Annotated in this window: 16 protein-coding genes; 4 read left to right on the top strand and 12 right to left on the bottom strand. The window is 50.5% G+C overall.

Annotation, left to right across the window (positions count from 1 at the left end):
- The first annotated feature begins 143 nt into the window (after positions 1-143).
- The 4 genes from kduI (at position 144) to MKY48_RS08975 (ending at position 3,744) form a co-directional block, all read left to right on the top strand.
- Positions 144-977: a 5-dehydro-4-deoxy-D-glucuronate isomerase gene (kduI, locus tag MKY48_RS08990; RefSeq protein WP_339292768.1), complete on the top strand. Its 834-nt coding sequence runs from the start codon at positions 144-146 to the stop codon at positions 975-977.
- 40 nt (positions 978-1,017) lie between these two features.
- Positions 1,018-1,767 (top strand): DeoR/GlpR family DNA-binding transcription regulator, encoded by a 750-nt coding sequence (locus MKY48_RS08985; RefSeq protein WP_339292767.1) that lies wholly within the window; start codon positions 1,018-1,020, stop codon positions 1,765-1,767.
- 77 nt (positions 1,768-1,844) lie between these two features.
- Complete coding sequence (kduD, locus tag MKY48_RS08980; RefSeq protein WP_339292766.1) at positions 1,845-2,597, top strand: 2-dehydro-3-deoxy-D-gluconate 5-dehydrogenase KduD; 753 nt, start codon at positions 1,845-1,847, stop codon at positions 2,595-2,597.
- Positions 2,598-2,859: 262 nt separating this feature from the next.
- A complete protein-coding gene (locus tag MKY48_RS08975) occupies positions 2,860-3,744 on the top strand; it encodes a transporter substrate-binding domain-containing protein (protein ID WP_339292765.1) in 885 nt (294 codons plus the stop codon).
- A gap of 83 nt (positions 3,745-3,827) precedes the next feature.
- On the opposite strand, the gene MKY48_RS08970 is transcribed toward MKY48_RS08975, so the two are convergent.
- From MKY48_RS08970 to MKY48_RS08915, 12 genes are all read right to left on the bottom strand, one after another.
- Complete coding sequence (locus MKY48_RS08970) at positions 3,828-4,457, bottom strand: 50S ribosomal protein L25 (RefSeq protein ID WP_339292764.1); 630 nt, start codon at positions 4,455-4,457, stop codon at positions 3,828-3,830.
- Positions 4,458-4,651: 194 nt separating this feature from the next.
- The gene (pulA, locus tag MKY48_RS08965) at positions 4,652-7,012 is read right to left on the bottom strand and encodes a type I pullulanase (protein ID WP_339292763.1); all 2,361 of its coding nucleotides are present in this window, start codon (positions 7,010-7,012) and stop codon (positions 4,652-4,654) included.
- A 329-nt stretch (positions 7,013-7,341) separates the two neighbouring features.
- Entirely contained in the window at positions 7,342-9,063 is a 1,722-nt protein-coding gene (gene ptsP, locus MKY48_RS08960; RefSeq protein WP_339292762.1) for a phosphoenolpyruvate--protein phosphotransferase, read from the bottom strand.
- On the bottom strand, positions 9,056-9,331 hold the full coding sequence (locus tag MKY48_RS08955) for an HPr family phosphocarrier protein (RefSeq protein ID WP_009591829.1): 276 nt from the start codon (positions 9,329-9,331) through the stop codon (positions 9,056-9,058). Before MKY48_RS08955 ends, ptsP begins: the two co-directional genes overlap by 8 nt.
- A 59-nt stretch (positions 9,332-9,390) precedes the next feature.
- A complete protein-coding gene (ptsG, locus tag MKY48_RS08950; RefSeq protein WP_339292761.1) occupies positions 9,391-11,472 on the bottom strand; it encodes a glucose-specific PTS transporter subunit IIBC in 2,082 nt (693 codons plus the stop codon).
- A gap of 282 nt (positions 11,473-11,754) precedes the next feature.
- A complete protein-coding gene (locus tag MKY48_RS08945) occupies positions 11,755-12,612 on the bottom strand; it encodes a PRD domain-containing protein (protein ID WP_076320478.1) in 858 nt (285 codons plus the stop codon).
- Positions 12,613-12,759: 147 nt separating this feature from the next.
- Positions 12,760-14,292: a flotillin family protein gene (locus tag MKY48_RS08940; RefSeq protein ID WP_076320477.1), complete on the bottom strand. Its 1,533-nt coding sequence runs from the start codon at positions 14,290-14,292 to the stop codon at positions 12,760-12,762.
- A 4-nt stretch (positions 14,293-14,296) separates the two neighbouring features.
- Complete coding sequence (locus tag MKY48_RS08935; protein ID WP_076320476.1) at positions 14,297-14,830, bottom strand: protease; 534 nt, start codon at positions 14,828-14,830, stop codon at positions 14,297-14,299.
- Between the two features lie 201 nt (positions 14,831-15,031).
- Complete coding sequence (locus tag MKY48_RS08930; protein WP_339292760.1) at positions 15,032-16,195, bottom strand: iron-containing alcohol dehydrogenase; 1,164 nt, start codon at positions 16,193-16,195, stop codon at positions 15,032-15,034.
- Positions 16,196-16,372: 177 nt separating this feature from the next.
- The gene (locus MKY48_RS08925) at positions 16,373-17,962 is read right to left on the bottom strand and encodes a UDP-glucose--hexose-1-phosphate uridylyltransferase (RefSeq protein ID WP_339292759.1); all 1,590 of its coding nucleotides are present in this window, start codon (positions 17,960-17,962) and stop codon (positions 16,373-16,375) included.
- Between the two features lie 19 nt (positions 17,963-17,981).
- Positions 17,982-18,971, bottom strand: a complete 990-nt coding sequence (gene galE / locus MKY48_RS08920) for a UDP-glucose 4-epimerase GalE (RefSeq protein ID WP_339292758.1) — start codon at positions 18,969-18,971, stop codon at positions 17,982-17,984.
- A 1-nt stretch (position 18,972) separates the two neighbouring features.
- Positions 18,973-20,151: a galactokinase gene (locus tag MKY48_RS08915; protein WP_339293483.1), complete on the bottom strand. Its 1,179-nt coding sequence runs from the start codon at positions 20,149-20,151 to the stop codon at positions 18,973-18,975.
- Positions 20,152-20,304 lie beyond the last annotated feature (153 nt).

Below are 20,304 nucleotides of genomic sequence, written 5' to 3'. Positions count from 1 at the left end.
ATGAACTCAGCTCATTGTTCACCAGGTATGATTTTTGTTCATTTTATATTTAGCTCTTGTAATATGAACGTAAATGGAGTAATTTGTACATATATGAACATTATAAATTTCATTAAAATACAATCTTGAGGAGATGAATGAACATGGAAAGACGTTATGCCTCACACCCGAACGAAGTGAAACAATTTGACACAGAAAGACTCCGCAAGGAATTCCATATCCCAGTCCTGTTTACGCCTGACAAGCTGGAGCTTGTCCTGACGCACGAAGATCGTATGATTATCGGTGGCGCCGCTCCCGTTCGAGAGCAGGTCAAACTGGAAACGGACCTTAAAGAATTGGGTGTTTCCTCTTTCCTGGAACGCCGTGAGCTTGGCATTATCAACATTGGCGGACATGGTACCGTGCTGGTTGACGGTGCAGAGCATGAATTGAACAACAAAGAATGTTTGTACGTTGGCATGGGCACGGAAGAGGTTATTTTTAAAAGCACGGATCCATCCAACCCTGCCAAATTCTATTTAAATTCTGCTCCGGCGCACCAAACATTCCCGACAGCCAAAGCCACTTTGGAGGAAGCTGATTCCAGCGCTTTGGGCGATATCAAAAATTCCAATGATCGCGTGATCTATCGTTTCATCCATCAAAAAGGCATTGAGAGCGCCCAGCTTGTTATGGGTATGACCCTGCTGAAAGAAGGAAACATGTGGAACACGATGCCTGCCCATACCCATCCAAGACGCATGGAGGCTTATCTCTATTTTGATTTACCGGAAGAAGCGGTGGTCATCCATCTGATGGGGGAACCTAATGAAACGCGGCACATCGTTATGCGCAATGAACAAGCCGTGATTTCGCCAAGCTGGTCGATTCACAGCGGCGTAGGCACAAGCAACTATACCTTCATCTGGGGTATGGCCGGAGATAATAAACGTTATGATGATATGGACCCGGTGTCCATAAAAGATTTAAAATAGAGGGGATTATCCATTAACCCACGGAAGAGTTGAGATTCATATGAACCCGTTACGACGCTATGAAAAAATAATGGAGTACCTTCTAACCCATAAAGAAGTGACTGTCGCCGATCTAAGCCAGCAGCTTCAGGTGACCGGAAAAACGATTCGCGAGGATCTGACCAAGCTGGAGGAACAAGGTCTAATCGTTCGTGTGCATGGCGGGGCTGTGCTTGCGCACAGCGATCAATTCGGCATCCTGCCGTCCAAAGAACCACTTGCCAAGCACCCGAATGAAAAAACCGAAATCGCGTTGAAAGCACTGAAGCATATCAATACCGACGACATCATTGCCCTGGACGGAGGCAGCACCACGCTGGAGATCGCTCGCAGGCTGGAAGACGTGCCCTTAACAGTCATTACGAACGATGTCTATATCATCAGCGAACTGGCGACGAAGAATCATATCCGTTTGGTCGTACCGGGGGGCTACCGGGTCCGGAATATGCTCGCAGGCCCCGAAGGCGTATCGTATGTAACCCAGTTGAACATTCAAAAGGCCTTCATATCCGCGACGGGCGTCCATCTTGATCATGGATTGTCCATATATACCGGGGACTTGATCCCTTTCAAACGGGCATTAATCGAAACCTCGCTGGAGGTTTATGCCGTTGTTGACCATCATAAATTCGGGCAAACGGCATTAAGGACTTTTTCATCCCTGCAGGAGATCAGCGGCATCATTACCGATACGGGACTGTCTCCCGAGACGATCAAACAATATGATGCTGCCGGCGTTACCATGCTGTAACCGCTGCATGAAACATAACGACCGGACTAGCTTCATACGAATCTAATAGAGAGCAAGTGAGAGGGGATTTACGGAGCATGAACAGGTTTGATTTATCAGGCAAAACTGCAATCGTCACCGGTTCCGCCAGAGGATTGGGACAAGGCATCGCGATAGCTCTAGCCGAAGCCGGCGCGGATATCGTTGCCGTGTCTATGAATACAAGCGCCGAAACGATAGATGCCATCACTTCACTCGGCAGAAAAGCTTCCGAAATTCAGGTCGATCTAAGCGACCAGAGCAAACTCCAGCAGACTTTTGACCAAGCGCTGGAGCTAACAGGGCACGTGGACATTCTCGTGAACAATGCCGGCATTATCCGCCGGACACCGGCCAAGGATCATGCTACACAGGATTGGCTTGACGTGATTGACTTGAATCTGAATACTGTATTCTTACTGTCCCAACTGGCCGGAAGACATATGATTGAACGCGGCAGCGGCAAAATCATTAATATCTGCTCGATGCTGTCCTACCAAGGCGGAATCAACGTGCCCGGATATACGGCAAGCAAGCATGGTGTTGCCGGTCTTACGAAAGCATTGGCTAATGAATGGGCAGCCAGTGGTATCCAGGTGAACGGAATTGCTCCCGGTTATATCGAAACCGATAATACGGCAGCTATCCGTCAGGATGAGGAACGACGTACTTCCATTACGGACCGTATTCCTGCCGGACGCTGGGGTAAACCCGAGGATATTGGCGGACCTGCCGTATTCCTCGCTTCCACCGCTTCGGATTATATGAACGGACATGTACTTTGTGTTGATGGCGGATGGATGGCCCGTTAAGGTCATAAGCGCTGTATCAAAAGCATGTCAACCTAAGTTTCATCCATTCTAGCGATAAGAGGCTGTGCTTTTCCGCTGCTGCTGCAGGCGGAGGAAGCACAGCCTCTTTTTCGTCCATTTTCCTCTTTCATCTGATTAGAGACCCTAAGTTCTTGCCGGGTACCGACATTTCACGAATATACGAACCATCCTTTGGGACATCCTAACTTTACGAAATGGGCCTCGAAGGACCGTGAATAAAGAAAGGATGGTTTTTGGAGTCATGCGCGGAACAAAATCGATACGTTGGATCAGTCTTGCCTGTTTATTCACACTGATCGGTTCAATAGTCCTTACCGGCTGCACCCCTGACAGCAATGACCGGGTGCCAACCCCCAATATGGGCGTAAACCCTTACCGGGTGAACACCGGCTTCCTGCTTCGAAATGCCGTGGAACGCGGAACCCTGCGAATTGCAACGGAACGGGATTATCCTCCCTTCAGCTACCATGGAACGGGCGGAAGACTTACGGGTTTCGATGTGGAAATCGCTGAAGAGGTTGCCCGTCATATGGAGCTAAGAGCAGAATTCGTTGAAACCGAATGGGAGAATCTGCTGCCAGGGCTGACGGAAGGCAAATACGATGCCGTCTTTAACCAGATTGAAGACCGGCCGGACCGGCGGGCCCTTTATGATTTTTCCGTCGCTTATCTATCCTCTACTCCGGTTCTGCTTGTGCGTTCCTCGGGCGAAGATCAGATCCGTACCTTCTCGGATATCAAGGGTAAGCGTGTCGGCCTGAACCCCACCGGAATCTATAAGGATATGGCCAAGAAGCATGGAGCGAACATCGTCCCGATCAAATATATATCAGACGCAGCCCACAAGCTCGCAAATGGAGAGCTGGATGCCGTCATTTCGGACCAGTTATCCGTGACCAACCTGAAGCAGCAGTTCCCTGATCTGCCGGTTGCTGCCGCTGAATCCGCCGATCAGGTGTTCGAGATTTCCGCCGCCTTTGTAAAAGGGAATCCGGATCTCGTCGCTGCCGTTGATAACGCACTGGCTACCATGCAGCAGGACGGAACGTATTTGACCATTTGGAACAAATACTTTGGAGACGCCCCGATGAGTTATAAAGGCATCCATGATCGAAAGGTTAAATAGATTTTCCACATTCAAAATTCCCGACAAAAAGGCGTTTGCTTTGCTGAATACCAGCAAAGCAAACGCCTTTTTACATGTGCATATTATGATTCTTCGGCTGTCTCTCCCGCATTCGCTTCCTTAGCGTCCGCTTCATCCTCTGTCTCTGCAGCCTCAACGGCACGAGGCACGATAACGGTTGCGAGAACCTCCTCATCCGAAGCATGTAATGTAATACCCTCCGGTACTTTAATACCTGCAACCGTAAGCTTGTCGCCTATCTCCAGAGCGGATACGTCTGCTTCAAGGGTAGAAGGCAGTTCGCCTGGCAAGCCCTCCACTTCGATTTCGGTCACCTGGGTTTGCAGAATACCGCCAGATTTCGTTCCGACAGCAGTACCATGATAATCCACCGGAATGCTGACACGAACCGGCTTATTCATGGAGATCCGCAGAAAGTCCACATGGGATACAGTGCCGCGTCTCTTTTGAATGTCCTTAATCAAAACCGGAATTTTACCGGAGCCTGGAATATCAAGCTGGAATACCTCCGAACGTCCGGTGTGAAACAGCTTGGCCGTATCCTTGAAATTAACAGCAACCGGGATGCTTTCCTCGCCCCCGCCGTATACGACGCCGGGGATTCCGCCATTCTCGCGAAGCACTCGGCGAGAAGCCCGTGTAAATTCGTTACGAACATCTGCCTGGAGTTGAACTGTGTTTCCTTTTGACATGAGTGACATCCTCCTTTATCGAAAACAAAGTCTATCTCATTATTACCCTATTTCCCTGCTAACTAATCATGAGATGCAGATGTTTTAAATTTCAATCCAATGGGTAATGAATGGTACCCCTTTTGAAATATAAATAATGGGAGCCCCCCTTTCAGTACAAAAGGAGGGCTCCTTATTTTTTTACGATACAATCCTCAACTCGCCATATCCTGCTGCTCTTGGCCCCCAGAGCCTTCGTCTTTGTGACTTCGCAGCGAAATCCGTACCTTTGCTTCATCCGGCGGAATATCGATAAACCAGTCGTTCTCGCCTTCCCGATCCTCCCAATCATTCAACCTGACGATACAGCCGACCCGCTTGGTTCCGGAGGCTGCGTAGAAGACCGCTCGAGCTTTGCCGCTGTCCGCCTTTGAGAATGGCACGCTGCCATCCTGCACGCCCGTTCCCCACACCCATACGTTCCAGCCATCATAAGCTTGATCACGTCTCTCATATTCGATCTCAACGGTAATCAGCCCTTGCTTCTTCTGGGCCTGATCCTCGTACAACACCATCAGCGACAGCCCTGGGACGGCTATAGCTCCTTGGTCCAACGTCTCGATCGTATCCGTACCTGCCTGGCGATCATTCACCACGATGTTCCAGCGGTAAGGCGTAGGCGGCAGATCAACAGTCATTTCATGCTCATTCCCGTTCACGATCACAACGATCTGTCCCCAGCTATCTTGTGCGGCATGATGCGTTAACCGGTAGGCAATAATCCGATCGCTGCTGCGCAGCACTTCCATATGTTCCTCAATCTCTTCTCTTGCTGCCATCCGAAATGCTGGATGGGCTTTGCGCAGGGCAATAAGGCCTTTGTAGTAGTCAAACACAGGTCTGAATCGTTTCTTGTTCGACCAGCGGATGGCATTAACGGCATCCCCGCTGCGGTAGCTGTTATGATCGCCAAATTTCGTGCGAAGCAGCTCATCGCCGGCATGCAGCAGCGGAATCCCCTGAGAGAGCAGTACAATGCCGTTAGCCAGCAAGCTGCGGCGCACAGGCACTGCCGACATCACATCTTCATCAGGAATATCGACATAAGGCTTAGATGCAGCGGTTGCCTGCCATACATCGCCGCCGTTAACCAGCTTCCCGTCCATCAGATGGAGCAGCCCTGCCTGCTCTTCCATCCCGTGTGCCACCAAAATTTTGTCCCACAGATTCAAATTATCGTGCACGGTGACGTAATTGACCGTCTCATCCGGATGCAGCGCAAAATCATGGATCGAGCCCATCATCCCTTCAACGACCGCACCCTCGTACCATGGTTCGCCCGTAGCAAACCCAGGGCCGCGACCGTCATTGTCACCCTTAATGGCATGCCGGAAATGATCATTGAATACAGCAAAGCCTTGACCCTTCTGGCTTCCTTTGACGGTCTGCTCCGTTAACGGGCTTAAGCCTCCTGTCCAGGGTTCACCATAAAACAGAAGAGAGTAATCCACCTCACGACGCAGCTCACTTACAAGCTCTTTCATCGTTGTTGTATCAATCAAAGCCATCAAATCAAACCGAAATCCATCGATGTGATACTCCTCGGCCCAGTACCTTAAGGAATCCTTGATGTATTTGCGTACCATCGGCTTCTCCGTAGCCAGCTCATTGCCTACGCCTGAACCGTTCGATAAATTTCCATATCCATCCTTGCGATAGAAATACCCCGGCGCTAATCGTTCAAACGGACCGTCATCCACCGTATACGTATGGTTGTAAACCACATCCATGATGACACGGATTCCCCTCGCATGCAGAGCCAGAATCATTTCCTTCAGCTCCCGGATGCGCACAATTGGATCCATAGGGTCTGTCGCATATGAACCTTCAGGAACGTTGTAATTTTGCGGATCATACCCCCAGTTATACTCGCGGTTCAAGCAGCCGGTTTCATAACCGTCCAGCTCATTGACCGTTCGAAAATCAAATACCGGCAGCAGATGCACATGGGTTACACCCAATTCTTCAAGATGATCCAGGCCAATGGTATTCCCTTCGGAATCCCGCAGGCCACCCTCCGTGAATGCCTTATATTTTCCTCTATATTTCATTCCCGAATCGGTATGAATCGAGAAGTCGCGTACATGAAGCTCATAGAGCACCGCATCCGTAGGCTTCAGCAGCTCGGGTCTAACATCCTGCTCCCACCCCGGCGGATTGCTCTTCGCCAGATCAACAACCGCCCCGCGGCAGCCGTTGGCGGACACCGCTGTTGCATAGGGGTCAACGGCATAACACACGTCACCGTCCACTGACTCGATTTGGTACATATAATACGTTCCATGAAGATCCCTGTTTACGACAGTCGACCATATACCGTCGCCACTATGTTCCATTGAATATAAAATACCGCCCTCGTGATCCGTTACGAGACCTTGCTCGTTATACTCTCCCGGACTTTCATACAAAGCCAGTCTCACATGAACCGCTTCCGGAGCCCATACCTGAAAGGCCGTTCCCTCTCTTCGGTAGGTTGCCCCCAGCTTAACACTAGTGCAGCTCTTGATCATGTCCATAGTCATCATCACCGTCACTTATAAGTAGATTTACTTCCTAGTATGGGCGCCTGAATCATAAGACAGACCTCTAGCACATGAATGTAGAACGCTTTCATATACCATGATATGCCAAAAGCCCTGATTTGGTTTGGGTTTGATGCCAATTAACTATATATTTAGGCTATTATACTAGCAAATATGCCGGGTGTCTTTCTTTTGACAAAAAAACATCTGCCCAAATGGACAGATGTTGTCAATGTATGGTTTTCGTGGAAAAAGATTAGTAGAGTCCTCAAAACAAACGAAGTGCTTCATCAATTCCTAAGATCGTTTGGGGCTTCTTCCCCTTACTCGCCTGCAACTTCTATGGATTCCACCAGAGCCACTACTTCCTCTGCGGTACCCATTTCAATTGCTTTGGCAGCGAGTGCCTGCATATCACTGCGGGACAGCTTCCCGATCTGGCTGCGCGCCGGAAGAATGGATGTAGCGCTCATGCTAAACTCATCCAGCCCCAAACCGAGGAGAATCGGAATCGCCGTGGCGTCACCGGCCATTTCACCGCACATACCAACCCAGCGGCCTTCGCGATGAGCGGCATCGATAACCATTTTAACCAGTCGCAAAATCGCCGGATTATAGGGTTGATACAAATAAGAAACCCGTTCATTCATGCGGTCAGCGGCCATCGTATACTGGATAAGATCATTCGTTCCGATACTGAAGAAATCAACCTCTTTCGCAAACTGATCCGCAAGCACCGCAGTGGATGGAATCTCCACCATGATCCCGAGTTGGATCTCCTCGGATACCGGAATGCCTTCGCTTACAAGCTTGGATTTCTCTTCCTCCAAAAGCGCTTTGGCTTCGCGGAATTCACCGAGTGTCGCGATCATGGGAAACATGATTCGCAGATTGCCATGGACGCTTGCGCGGAGCAGTGCCCGAAGCTGTGTTCTGAAAATATCCTGACGGTCCAGGCACAGCCTAATGGCCCGGAATCCCAGGAACGGATTCATTTCCTTAGGAAGATCCAGATAAGGCAGCTCTTTGTCCCCGCCGATATCAAGCGTGCGGACAACAACCGGCTTGCCTTCCATTTTCTCCAGTACCGATTTATAAGCGACATACTGGATCTCTTCGGAAGGAAGTTTATCTCTGCCCATGTACAAGAATTCCGTACGATACAATCCTACCGCTTCCCCGCCATTCTCCAACACGCCAGTTACATCGTTTGGTGTCCCGATATTGGCGGCCAGTTCCACATGGATCCCGTCCTTGGATACCGTCGGTTCGGAGCGGAGTTTCTTCCATTCCTCGACCTGTTTGGCGTAGGCATCCTGCTTCGCACGGTATTGGGCTACAATAGCTTCAGTAGGATTAATGATGACATCCCCTTCCAGTCCGTCAACGATGATCAAATCCCCGTTTTGGACCGAAGAGAGCACGTTTTTCGTTCCGACGACAGCCGGAATTTCAAGCGAACGGGCCATGATGGCAGAATGCGAGGTACGCCCGCCAATATTCGTCGTAAATCCTTTAACGTAGTTGCGGTTCAACTGCGCTGTATCCGACGGGGTCAAGTCCTCTGCAACCACGATCACTTCTTCGCTGATTTCGGATGGACTGACATAATTCAGGCCGAGCAGATGCTTAAGAATACGTTTGGTTACGTCGCGCATATCCGCTGCCCGCTCCTGCAAGTAGGCACTCTTCATGTTCTCGAACATTTGAATGAATTGGGTTGCCGTTTCATTTAAGGCGTATTCCGCGTTAACCGAATCGGAAGCGATTTTCGCTTTGACCGGTTCAATCAATTCCGGATCATTCAGGATGAGAAGGTGAGATTCGAAAATCTCCGCCTTCTTCTCCCCGAGTTCCTGAAGCGTGCGGGCTTTGATCGCTTCCAGCTCAGCCTGGGACTGAGCCAGCGCCGCATCCAGCTTCGAAAGCTCGGCATCTGTGTCTGCCACTTGCTTTTCCGTAACAGAGTAATCGGGATGCTCCAGCGTAAATGCACGTGCAATCGCGATGCCTGCGGAAGCCGCGATTCCTTTCAAATTATTCATGAAGCTCGCCTAACCCTTCGTTCACCATCACTTCTTGCAGTGCAGTCAGCGCTTCGCTCTCATTGCCGCCTTCCGTGATCAGTGTCAATGTATCACCTTGCTCCAATCCGAGGGACAGAACGCCCAGGATCGATTTCAACGTTACTTTTTTGCCGTTAGCTTCGGCAAATGAATTGGTATCCTGGAATTTGTTCGCCGTATTTACCAATGCTGTTGCTGGACGTGCGTGAATTCCATCTTCGTCAATAATTCTGAATGTTTGTTGCATGTTCATCATCCTACTTTCGTATATTTAAATTTTTTGGAATCCTTGAGATAACCGTGAAGTTAAGGTTTCAATATGGTGATGATCCCTTGTTCACCGCTTTTTACTTCACCGGTCTTGTTCAGCTTCACAGAAGCTCCTTCCGGCAAATTCGAGAAGATCACAGGAGAGATAATCGATTTGGCATTCGCCTTCACATAATCCAGATCCACTTGCATGATCGGTTGGCCTGTAGATACCAGATCCCCCTCCTGAACAAGCACTTCAAACCCTTGCCCCTTCAGCTTAACGGTATTGACGCCGATATGGACAAGCACTTCCTTGCCGCCATCGGACATAATGCCGACCGCATGCTTGCTGGGGAATACGTTAAACACGGTTCCGTTAATAGGAGAAGCGATCGTTCCGTTATGAGGCAATACCGCAAATCCATCCCCCGTCATTCGTTCTGCAAACACAGGATCAGGTACATGAGAAATATCCATAAGCTCTCCATCGACTGGAGATGCGATCTCCTCCATAACAAGCGTTTCTCCGTTCTGACCCGCCTGCAACTCTTCTTTAGCAGTCGGCATCGTTTCCACATCCGCTACTGCAGGTGCGGTAGTCGGTGTTATACCCGACATAATGTCCTGGATTTGCGATTTAATCGTATCGGAACGCGTTCCGAATATCGCCTGGATATTATTCCCCACCTCCAGCACACCTGACGCACCCAACTGTTTCAGCCTTGTCTTATCGACACGACCCTTATCTTTCACCTCTACCCGAAGACGGGTAATGCAGGCATCCAGATGCGCAATGTTAGGTTGGCCGCCAAGCGCAGTCAGAATGTTAAGCGGCAGTTCATTTTTGCTGTCACCACTTGCTCCCTGGGAGCCTGATTCCGACTCCGATGCAGAAGCTTCCTCCCGGCCCGGCGTCTTCAGATTGAATTTCCGAATGACAAACCGGAATCCGAAATAATAGATTACTGCCATGATAGCACCAACAATGAGAACATTCCACCATGGCGTCCGATTCGGAATGACACCGAATATCATGTAATCGATCAGGCCGCCCGAGAAGGTCATGCCAATCTTGGTACCCAGAATATGCATGGTCATGAAGGATAGACCTGCGAACAACGCATGCACGACGAACAAGATCGGTGCGACGAACAGGAAGGAGAACTCTAGCGGTTCCGTGATCCCGGTCAAGAAGGAGGTCAGTGCTGCCGACCCCATAATACCAGCAACGAACTTTTTGTTCTCCGGTCTCGCTTCATGATAGATAGCAAGCGCAGCAGCAGGAAGACCAAACATCATAAACGGATATTTACCCGTCATGAAGGTGCCTGCTGTAAACTCGACACCATCCCGAAGCTGAGCCATGAATATATTTTGATCACCGCGCACCATTTGACCTGCCTGATTCAAATATTCCCCGAACTCAAACCAGAATGGAGAATAGAAAATGTGGTGCAGACCGAACGGAATCAATCCGCGTTCCACAACGCCGAACACAAAAGCGGACAGCGTCAGGTTTTGCTCCAGCATAAAATGGGATGCAGTGTTAAGCGCAGACTGGATCGGTGGCCATATAAAGACCATTAACAGACCAAGCAAAACGGACGTTGCAGCCGTCATAATCGGAACAAAGCGTTTTCCTGCAAAGAAGCCCAGATAGGACGGAAGCTCTATTTTGAAAAATCTTCGGTACATGCTTGCCGCTAATATACCTACAATAATTCCGCCGAATACCCCGGTTGCCAGGGTCGGAATGCCAAGCACGCTCGCATATTCGTAATTCGTGCCAATCATCGATGGCGTCACACCTATAACGCTGCCCATGGTAACGTTCATGACAAGGTAACCGATGATCGCAGCAAGCCCGGCCACACCTTCACCTCCGGCCAAGCCGACGGCAACCCCCACTGCAAACAGCAAGGATAAATTCGTGAACACAATTTGTCCCGCATTCATCATGACAGTGGCAGCTGCTTGAACCCAAGCCGCATTGAGCCACGGTGCATACTGCAGGAAATCAGGGTTGACCAGCATATTTCCAAGGCCGAGTAATAGTCCGGCCGCCGGCAATATGGCCACGGGCAGCATCAGGGCTTTACCGACCCTTTGCAAGACGCCAAAAAGCCGCTTAAACATGAAAATTCTCACCCTCTATCTAGTTGTGATCACAAGCTGAATGTAGAACATCATAAAACAAGCAAATCAAAAAAAAGGCATGAGTAACCACGGGAAAATGGATGGCTAATCTCATGGATTAGATTACCCAAAAATGGGTAATAACAACCAAATTCCTGCAATACTCATGCCTGATCGAATCAGTTACACGTTTGATTTGAAGTTTTATGCTTCATAACTGTTCGTATTGTAACATCGTTCATTTTTCGTTGCAACCACATGGTAAGGGACTTAATAAAATCTTCACATTTGCTCGCCCTGCTCTTTGCGCTGGACCAGCCGCTCCAGATGAATGGTCAAATAACCGGCTTCAGCGGGATATACGGGCTTCTTCAGTCGCTGCTCCATCATCTTTGTCAGTTTCCATGCCAAGGAATACGTCTCAGGATATTCACGCTTCAGCAGACCATCCAATGAACTCGTCTCGTTTACCGCTTCTCCCCGCCGAATCCGCTCCAACGCAAACCGGAGATGGGTTAGTAGACGGGAATAATCCAATGAATCCCTCGGGATGGTATAATCCAGCTGCTGTTCAACGGTATGTACTAGATCCGCGATCAGCTCCGAATGTTTGCGAACCTCCGAAATGTGCTGGTTTGTGAGCGCACCGTGAAAATGAAGGGCAATGAATCCGATTTCCTCTTGGCCCAAGTCGACCCCAAGTTTCTCCCGGATGGTACGGACGGCGTATTCCGCCATCTCGTACTCCTCTGGATACATCTCTCGGGTTTCGTATAAAAAGGGATTATGAATATAGAGACCTTGGGCATGGCGTTTAATGGCAAATGCAATATGATCAGTCAACGCAATGTGGATATGCTCATTCAGAGGAGCGTCGCTGGATTTGGCAGCGTTCAGAATAATGTCATTCATCGCCTCAATCAGCTTCTCATCGATATGAGGCACCAGCTGTTTATACTGCTCCTGCTCCTCCGGTTTGGTCAAAATGAACATCTTCTCGGCAGCGGAGGCCAGGATACGGTCTTTATTCTTCCGGTTAAAGCCAATTCCCTTGCCAATAACAACAACCTCGCCATGTTGAGGATGCTTCGCTATGATTACATTATTGTTCAACACTTTAGCCACTTGTAAGCTGCTCACGTTTGCACCTCTTTTTGATTCATACGCGTATACTCGGATATCTTATCAGAAATATCAGAGCGCGGCAAAATCATATGTGGTTGCCAAAGACTCCAAAGTGCCGTACCGCTCCCTGTGGGCGCTATCCAATCCTACTTGCCGCTCGTTCTATTCTTCCTTCGCAGCACTTGTCTCAACAGGCACCGGTACAGGTACAAGCTCCTGCTCCACAGCTACCGGCTTTTGGGCCGGGGCAGACTTCTTGGTCAATCCTTTAATCAGTTCTTCCACATCAATCCCTGACACACTCTTCAACATTTCAGGCGCCGTGGACATCAGCTCGGTCACATAATTGCTCACGCGAGCTGCTCCCTCGCCTTTGCCTGTATCAACAACCGTCAGCTTGTCGATGGACGAGATTGGCTCAGCAATCTTGCCGGCAAGCTCAGGCAGCATTTTTACGATGATGTCGAGCACAGCAGCTTCTCCAAACTTCTGGAACGCTTCGGCGAGTTTCTCTTTGGCATCGGCTTCGGCAATACCGCGCAGGCGAATGACTTCGGCTTCAGCCGTACCTTTCGCACGCTCAGCATCCGCAACCGCCAGACCATCCAGGCGCTTCTGTTCCGCAGAGGCTTTAGCTTGGGTTTCGATGGAATACTGCAAGGCATCCGCTTCGCGCATCTTGCGGGCCTTATCCGCTTCGGCCGCCTGCTCAACGGCATAGCGATCCGCTTCGGCCTTTTTCTTCACGTCCGCGTCGTACTGCTTCTCACGAATCATGATTTCTTTTTCCTGCAGATCGATTTCCCGTTCCTTACGAACGAGCTCAACCTTCATCTGCTCCTCAACCGCCGTTTGTTTGGCACGGGCTTCCTGGATATGATAGGCTTGGTCAGCTTCGGCCTTCGCCGTATCCTGCTCCTTCTTAAAGGAAGCGACCTTCAGCTCCCGTTCCTTCTCGGCTTCCGCGATGTTGGTATCACGTATAACCTCGGCCTTCTGTCCTTCTTCTTCCGCGCGCGCTTTCTGAATCCGCGCGTCACGCACCGCTTCGGCTTCGGCAATCTCCGCATCCCGCTTTACCGTAGCGATCCGTGGTTTACCCAGCGCTTCAAGATATCCATGCTTATCGCGAACGTCCTTAATGGTAAAGGAAACGATCTGCAATCCCATCTTCTTGAGGTCTCTTGCAGCGACACCCTGAACCTCCTGCGCAAATTTATCGCGGTTACGGTAAACTTCCTCTACCGTCATGGAACCGAGAATGGCACGAAGATGACCTTCCAGCACTTCCTGGGCTTCGCCCTTGAGCGCTTCAATCGGCTTACCCATGAATTGTTCGGCTGCCGTTGCCACATCTTCGATCGAGCTTCCCACTTTTATGATGGCTACCCCATCGGCCATAACCGGAACGCCTTGCTCCGTGTACACTTCAGGTGTCATAACATCCAGTTTATGAGATAAGAGCGATACAAATTCGGAGCGCTGAAATACGGGAAGTATAAATGCGCCTCCGCCGCGCACGATTTTGATTTTGCGGCCGGATTCATCCTCCGACAAATTTCTACTTCCCAAAAAAGAACCGGTTACGATCATCGCTTCATCCGGGCTCACCGTTTTGTAACGGGCCCAGAACGCAAGTCCTAACACGACAATGACGCCTACAACAATCGACGGAATTACTAAGAATTCTGGCATTGAATCAATCCTCTCCTTTTCGTTCTTCCAGTTCGGACACTCTCAGGACACCCTCAACAACGTCGACAACCACCACACGGACACCTGCGGGGAGACTTTGGCGATCAAAGCTAGACGCGATGTGCGTCGTGTTGCCTGCGCCAACCTTGACCATCACTTCACCGAATCCTTCTGCAGGAAGCGGTACGGTGACAACGCCGATCATGCCCGCGAGCTCCTTTATGGAGAAGCCCGTCGAGTTCTCGCTGTTCGCCATCGGTTTAACGTAGCCGAAGTAGACGAGAATCGAAATGACGATAGCCGCTAAGACAGACAGCGTTACATGGGCACCTGCCGCTAATTCCGTGTATTTCGTCAGCATGATTCCGGTACCGCCAAATACAGTGATTCCTCCAGCGATCACAACCGGATTGAAAAAATCCACTGACAAAAAGTCCAATAATCCGTCAAGCGCCGAGCTAAGTATGTCGCCTAGCACTACGGTTACGATGGCAAATATTACGCCTCCGATCAGACAGCCCCAATATAACGCTTCCATGTTGATTGCCCCCTCTAGAACTCCTTACTGTGTATAACAAGTAATACGGCAAAATGTTTGCTAAAGTTTCAATTATTTCCCTCAAACGTATGAAAATCTCTTCATATCTATATTCCACGTCCCAATTAAAAAGCCTGCACGGCATGAGCCGGCAGGCTTTGAAATGATTCTATTCCTTGTCATGTAACGGCAGGACAACCCTTATAGTGACATCCGATAAATCTCCACGACGTCTTCACGCTGCAGCTTGCGGAAGTTGCCAAAAGGACCAAACCGCATCGCCTTATCGGCCATAGCCTCGATCTGGCTGTCGTCAATCTCGTACGCTCCCAGCGTGCTTGGCGCACCGATGGAAGTCCAGAAGCTGCGAAGCGCTTTAATTCCTTCCAATCCGATGGCTTCATCGCTTTTTCCTGCCGGGTCCACTCCGAATACGTTCACGGCAAGTGACTTGAAGCGCTGAGGATCCGCACTTTGATTATATTTCATCCAATTCGGGAACAGGATCGCCAGTCCGCCGCCATGCGGAATATCGTATACGGCAGATACCGCGTGCTCGATGTTATGGGTTCCCCAGTCACCGGCCATCCCCATATTGATCATGCCGTTGAGCGCCATCGTTCCGCAGTACATGATCGTCTCGCGGTGCTCATAGTTCTCCAGATCCTCAACCAGCTTCGGTGCCGTATCGATAACGGTACGAAGTATCGTTTCGCAGAATCCGTCCTGCACGGGCGTGTTGGTGTCTTGGTGGAAGTAGTGCTCCAGCACGTGAGACATGATATCTACGATACCGTACACCGTTTGATCCCGCGGAAGAGAGAACGTATGTACAGGGTCCAGAATCGAAAATGAGGGGTATGCATGAGGACTTCCCCAGCCCATCTTCTCTTGCGTTACTTCATTGGTGATGACGGAGCCGCCGTTCATCTCCGATCCCGTTGCAGCCATCGTAAGTACCGTTCCAAGTGGAAGACCTGCTTGCGGAACGGCTTTGCGCTCTACGAAATCCCACATATCTCCGTCATATTTGGCGCCAACGGCAATGGCCTTGGAGCAGTCAAGGACACTTCCGCCGCCAACGGCCAGAATAAGATCAATGTCATGCTCCCGGCACAATGCCACACCCTTATGAACCGTCGACAGGCGCGGGTTCGGTTCCACACCGACAAGCTCCGTCACTGCTGCATTCGCTTCCTTGAGCAATGCGATAACCTGATCGTACAGTCCGCTGCGCTTGATGCTGCCGCCACCATATACGAGTAATACGTTTCGGCCATATTTGGCCACTTCACCACTTAAAGCGCTCAGCTGGCCCTTGCCAAAAATCAATTGAGTCGGATTATGAAAAACAAAAGGTCTCATGTGCATTACCTCCATTGCATCTTGTTCGCATCTATATTCTATGTTGCATGCTTTTTCATTCTATACCATTCCCCTAATGCAAAACAAACAGCCGTATTTCTCCAGAAAGATCGGCTGTTTGAATGATGATCATCGTTATCGTTAACTTCAATCCATCATATATCCATCGATGAATATCTATTTGCTGTCTGAGACGTATCCCATATGACTCAGGAATCGCTGAAATGCCTGCTGTCCTTCTGCCGTCTGTTTGTACACCCCGGCATGCTCCAAAATCGTCGTAAATTTGTGGCCGACCTCCCGGCGAATCAGCTCGATCGCCTCGGCCTTATCCGGCGAGGATGCTCCCCGTCCTCGCAGCTCCTCGATCCAATCTCCATGGATGGCAAGCGGATGGTCGGTGGCCTTGCTGTCCGCGTAAAGCTCCTCGTTCCCCGCCAGGATATCGGCGATTAGATCGAGCTCTTCCTTGAGTCGGCCCGGCAGGATCGCCAGGCCCATCACTTCAATCAAGCCGATGTTTTCCTTCTTGATGTGGAACATCTCCCGGTGAGGATGGAAGATCCCTTCCGGATATTGCTCATTCGTGCGATTGTTCCTCAGAACCAGGTCCATCTCATAGATGCCCTCGTCATTTCGGCGGGCAATTGGAGTAACCGTATTATGGCGGACCCGCTCTCCGTCCACTTGGCTGAACGCTTCAATATCTGCTGAAGGATCACTGTAGATTTTCCATGCCTCGTATATGCTGTTCGCGCATTCAAGGAGCGATTCCCGTTCCTTTGAGGATAGCCTGATAACCGACATCGGCCACTTCACAATGGCCACGGATACGCCCGGATAATCCCCATGCGTAAATCCGGCCACCTTCGGTGCTTTCTGAATCGGGAAAGTATGGCGTCCCCCTTGAAAATGATCATGCGTGAGAATCGAGCCCCCGACAATCGGGAGATCCGCATTCGATCCGAGAAAATAATGCGGGTAGGCATCGACGAAGCTCAAGAGGCGGGCAAGTGTCGCTTTAGTCAGCTTCATCGGCACATGGTCGTGATGGAATACAATACAGTGCTCGTTATAGTAAACATACGGCGAGTATTGGAAGAACCATGGTTCTCCGTTTAGCTCCAGCGGAATAATCCGCAGGTTTTGCCGCGCAGGGTGATTGACCCTGCCTGCATAACCGACATTCTCCCGGCAGAGCTGGCATTTCGGATAGACCGGCGGAGGCAGCAGCTTAGCCATGGCGATTTCCTTCGGACTCTTCTCCGGCTTGGAAAGATTGATAGTAATCTCAATATCGCCATACGCGCTGGCATGCCGCCAGTATTCGTTCTTGGCTACGCGGTCCATGCGAATGTAGTTCGAGTCGATGCACAGATTGTAAAATTGCCGGGTTGCCGCAATAATCCCCTGCTCCTGCTGGACCGCCCGGAACTGCGCTGTTACTTCCGAAGGTCTTGCCATGAGCCGGCCCATGATTTTGGCGTCCAGCAGATCCCGGTACGTATCGGTATTCTCGGGGATCATACCATGTGCCGCGCCGTAATCGATCATGATGTCGAGCATAGTCTGAGGCCCATCCGGTATCGGGTCGTTCACTTCGTCGCCGTACGGTTCGCTGAATCCAAAATCCTCCAGCAGCAGATTGCGGCTGTAATCGGCATCGGCTGCCTGAATCAGGCCTTTATGAAGTGCAAAACGCACCAGCATTTCAATCGCATGAAGAACCTGCTTGGATTCGGGAGTTCCTGATGTTGCTGCATTCATGGTCATCGTCCCCCTTGGATTAATTGTCACCGTAACCGTCCGGACGGTTGCTGTGCCATTTCCATGCGCTCTCGATAATCTCCTCAAGCGTCGTTCGGGATGGTGTCCATCCGAGAACCGTTCGCGCTTTGTCCGATGACGCCACCAATACCGCAGGGTCACCGGCACGGCGAGCTTCCATGACAACCGGAATGTCGGCGCCCGTCACCTGCTTCGAGGTCTCGATAACCTCCTTAACCGAAAACCCAAGTCCGTTGCCGAGGTTAAATACATTGCTGGACTCTCCGCGGCGAAGGTACTCAACCGCGCGCAGATGCGCGTTCGCAAGATCGCTGACATGAATGTAGTCACGGACACATGTGCCGTCAGGCGTTGCATAATCATCGCCAAACACCGAGATGCTTGCGCGCTGCTTCAAAGCCGTTTGCAGGACAAGCGGAATCAGATGGCTTTCCGGCCGGTGATCCTCACCGATCTTACCGCTGGCATGCGAGCCGGCTGCGTTGAAGTAACGAAGGGACACATACTTCACGCCAAGCACGGTATCAAACCAGGACATCATCCGTTCCATCATCAGCTTGGTTTCCCCGTACACGTTCGTCGGCTGCGTCCGGTCCGTTTCCTCGATCGGCACCTTCTCAGGCTCGCCGTAGGTTGCTGCCGTTGACGAGAAGACGATCTTCCGCACACCCGCTTCATTCATGGCTTCCAGCAGGCACAGCGTGCCGTATACGTTGTTATCGTAATATTTCACCGGATCTTTCATGCTCTCGCCAACCAGTGAATTCGCGGCAAAATGGATAACGGCATCAATGTCGTTTTCCGAAAACAGCTGTTTCAGCAGCGCCTTGTCACGCAAATCGCCAACATACAGCTTTCCGTCGAGCAGCGCTTCGCGATGCCCCGTCTCCAGACTGTCGATCACAACAACCTCTTCCCCCTGCTCCAAGAGCTCCGCTACGGTGTGAGAACCGATATAACCCGCACCGCCAGTTACTAAAATAGCCATATTATTCGCCCTCCTTCACTTCATGCACGCCTTGACCTACACCGCATACGTAGAAATCCGGCTTCAGTCCAATTCTGGCTTCGTACTGTTGCCCCACTTCCGTGATGAAACGCTCCACCGCATCCTCGTGCACGAGAGATACCGTACAGCCTCCAAAACCGGCTCCCGTCATTCTGGAACCCAGCGTGCCTGGAATCCGCTGAGCTTCTTCCACCAGCGCATCCAACTCATCGCCCGTTACTTCGTACAGATAACGTAAAGAGTCGTGGGACTGGTTCATATATTGTCCGAATGCTTCCAGATCACCGTTCTTCAAAGCCTTCACGGAATCATGCACACGCTGGTTTTCCTCAACGACATGCTGGGCACGTCTTCGGACGGTTTCATCTCGGATGCTGTCCTGCAAGGTTGCGAATTGATCCGGATTCAGTTGAGCGAGATACGATAACGCCGGCAGCTCCTTCTGCAAAATTTCCAAAGCGAGGTCGCACTCGCTGCGGCGTTCATTGTATTTGGAATCGACGAGTCCGCGCCGTTTGTTGGTATTCGATATCACGATTTTGTATGCTCCGGTCCGGAAAGGTACCAGCTCATACTCCAGCGTATCGCACATTAACAGAATGGCATGATCCTGCTTGCCGTTGGCTACGGCGAATTGATCCATAATCCCGGAGTTGACGCCAACGAACAGGTTCTCCACCCGCTGCGAAAGCTTCGCAATCTCCACCGTATCCGTCTCCTTGCCTTCCATCTTCAAGAAAGCGTAAGCCGTGACCACTTCGATGGACGCCGAGGACGAGAGGCCTGCGCCGTTCGGGATATCTCCATGGTAGAGCAGGTCATAACCGCTGCTAAGATTGCAGCCGATTTTATTTAGCTCCGTTATGACGCCGACCGGATAATCCGTCCATTGATCGCTTTTGTGGCCATAATCATCATCCAGGCTGATCGTTAGTTCATAGGGGATATTCGTGGATGAAAAGCTTACCTTGTTATCGTCGCGCGGCCTTATAATCAAGGTGGTGCCAAACTCCAAGGCAGCCGGAAGCACATAACCTCCGTTATAATCCAAATGCTCCCCGATCAGGTTCACGCGACCGGGTGCGTTAAATATGCGAACCTTATGCTGGTTCTCACCGTGCTTGTCCATAAATCTTTCCATAAGCTTTTGCGTCGTCACTGCCATCACTCCATCCTGTACATATGGTAGTTTTACTGTCTTCAGTATAATGGAAATCTCGTTAACCGATAATGAAATCTTGTGCGTTACATATGGATTTATGTGACTTCTGGAGGTACAATGAATTCATAAAATCAACGATGTCCCCGTAAT

This window comes from Paenibacillus sp. FSL W8-0187, assembly GCF_037969755.1.
Lineage (GTDB): Bacteria > Bacillota > Bacilli > Paenibacillales > Paenibacillaceae > Paenibacillus_AQ.
Note: the sequence above shows the minus strand (reverse complement) of the source record. Positions and strands in the feature narration are given on the sequence as shown.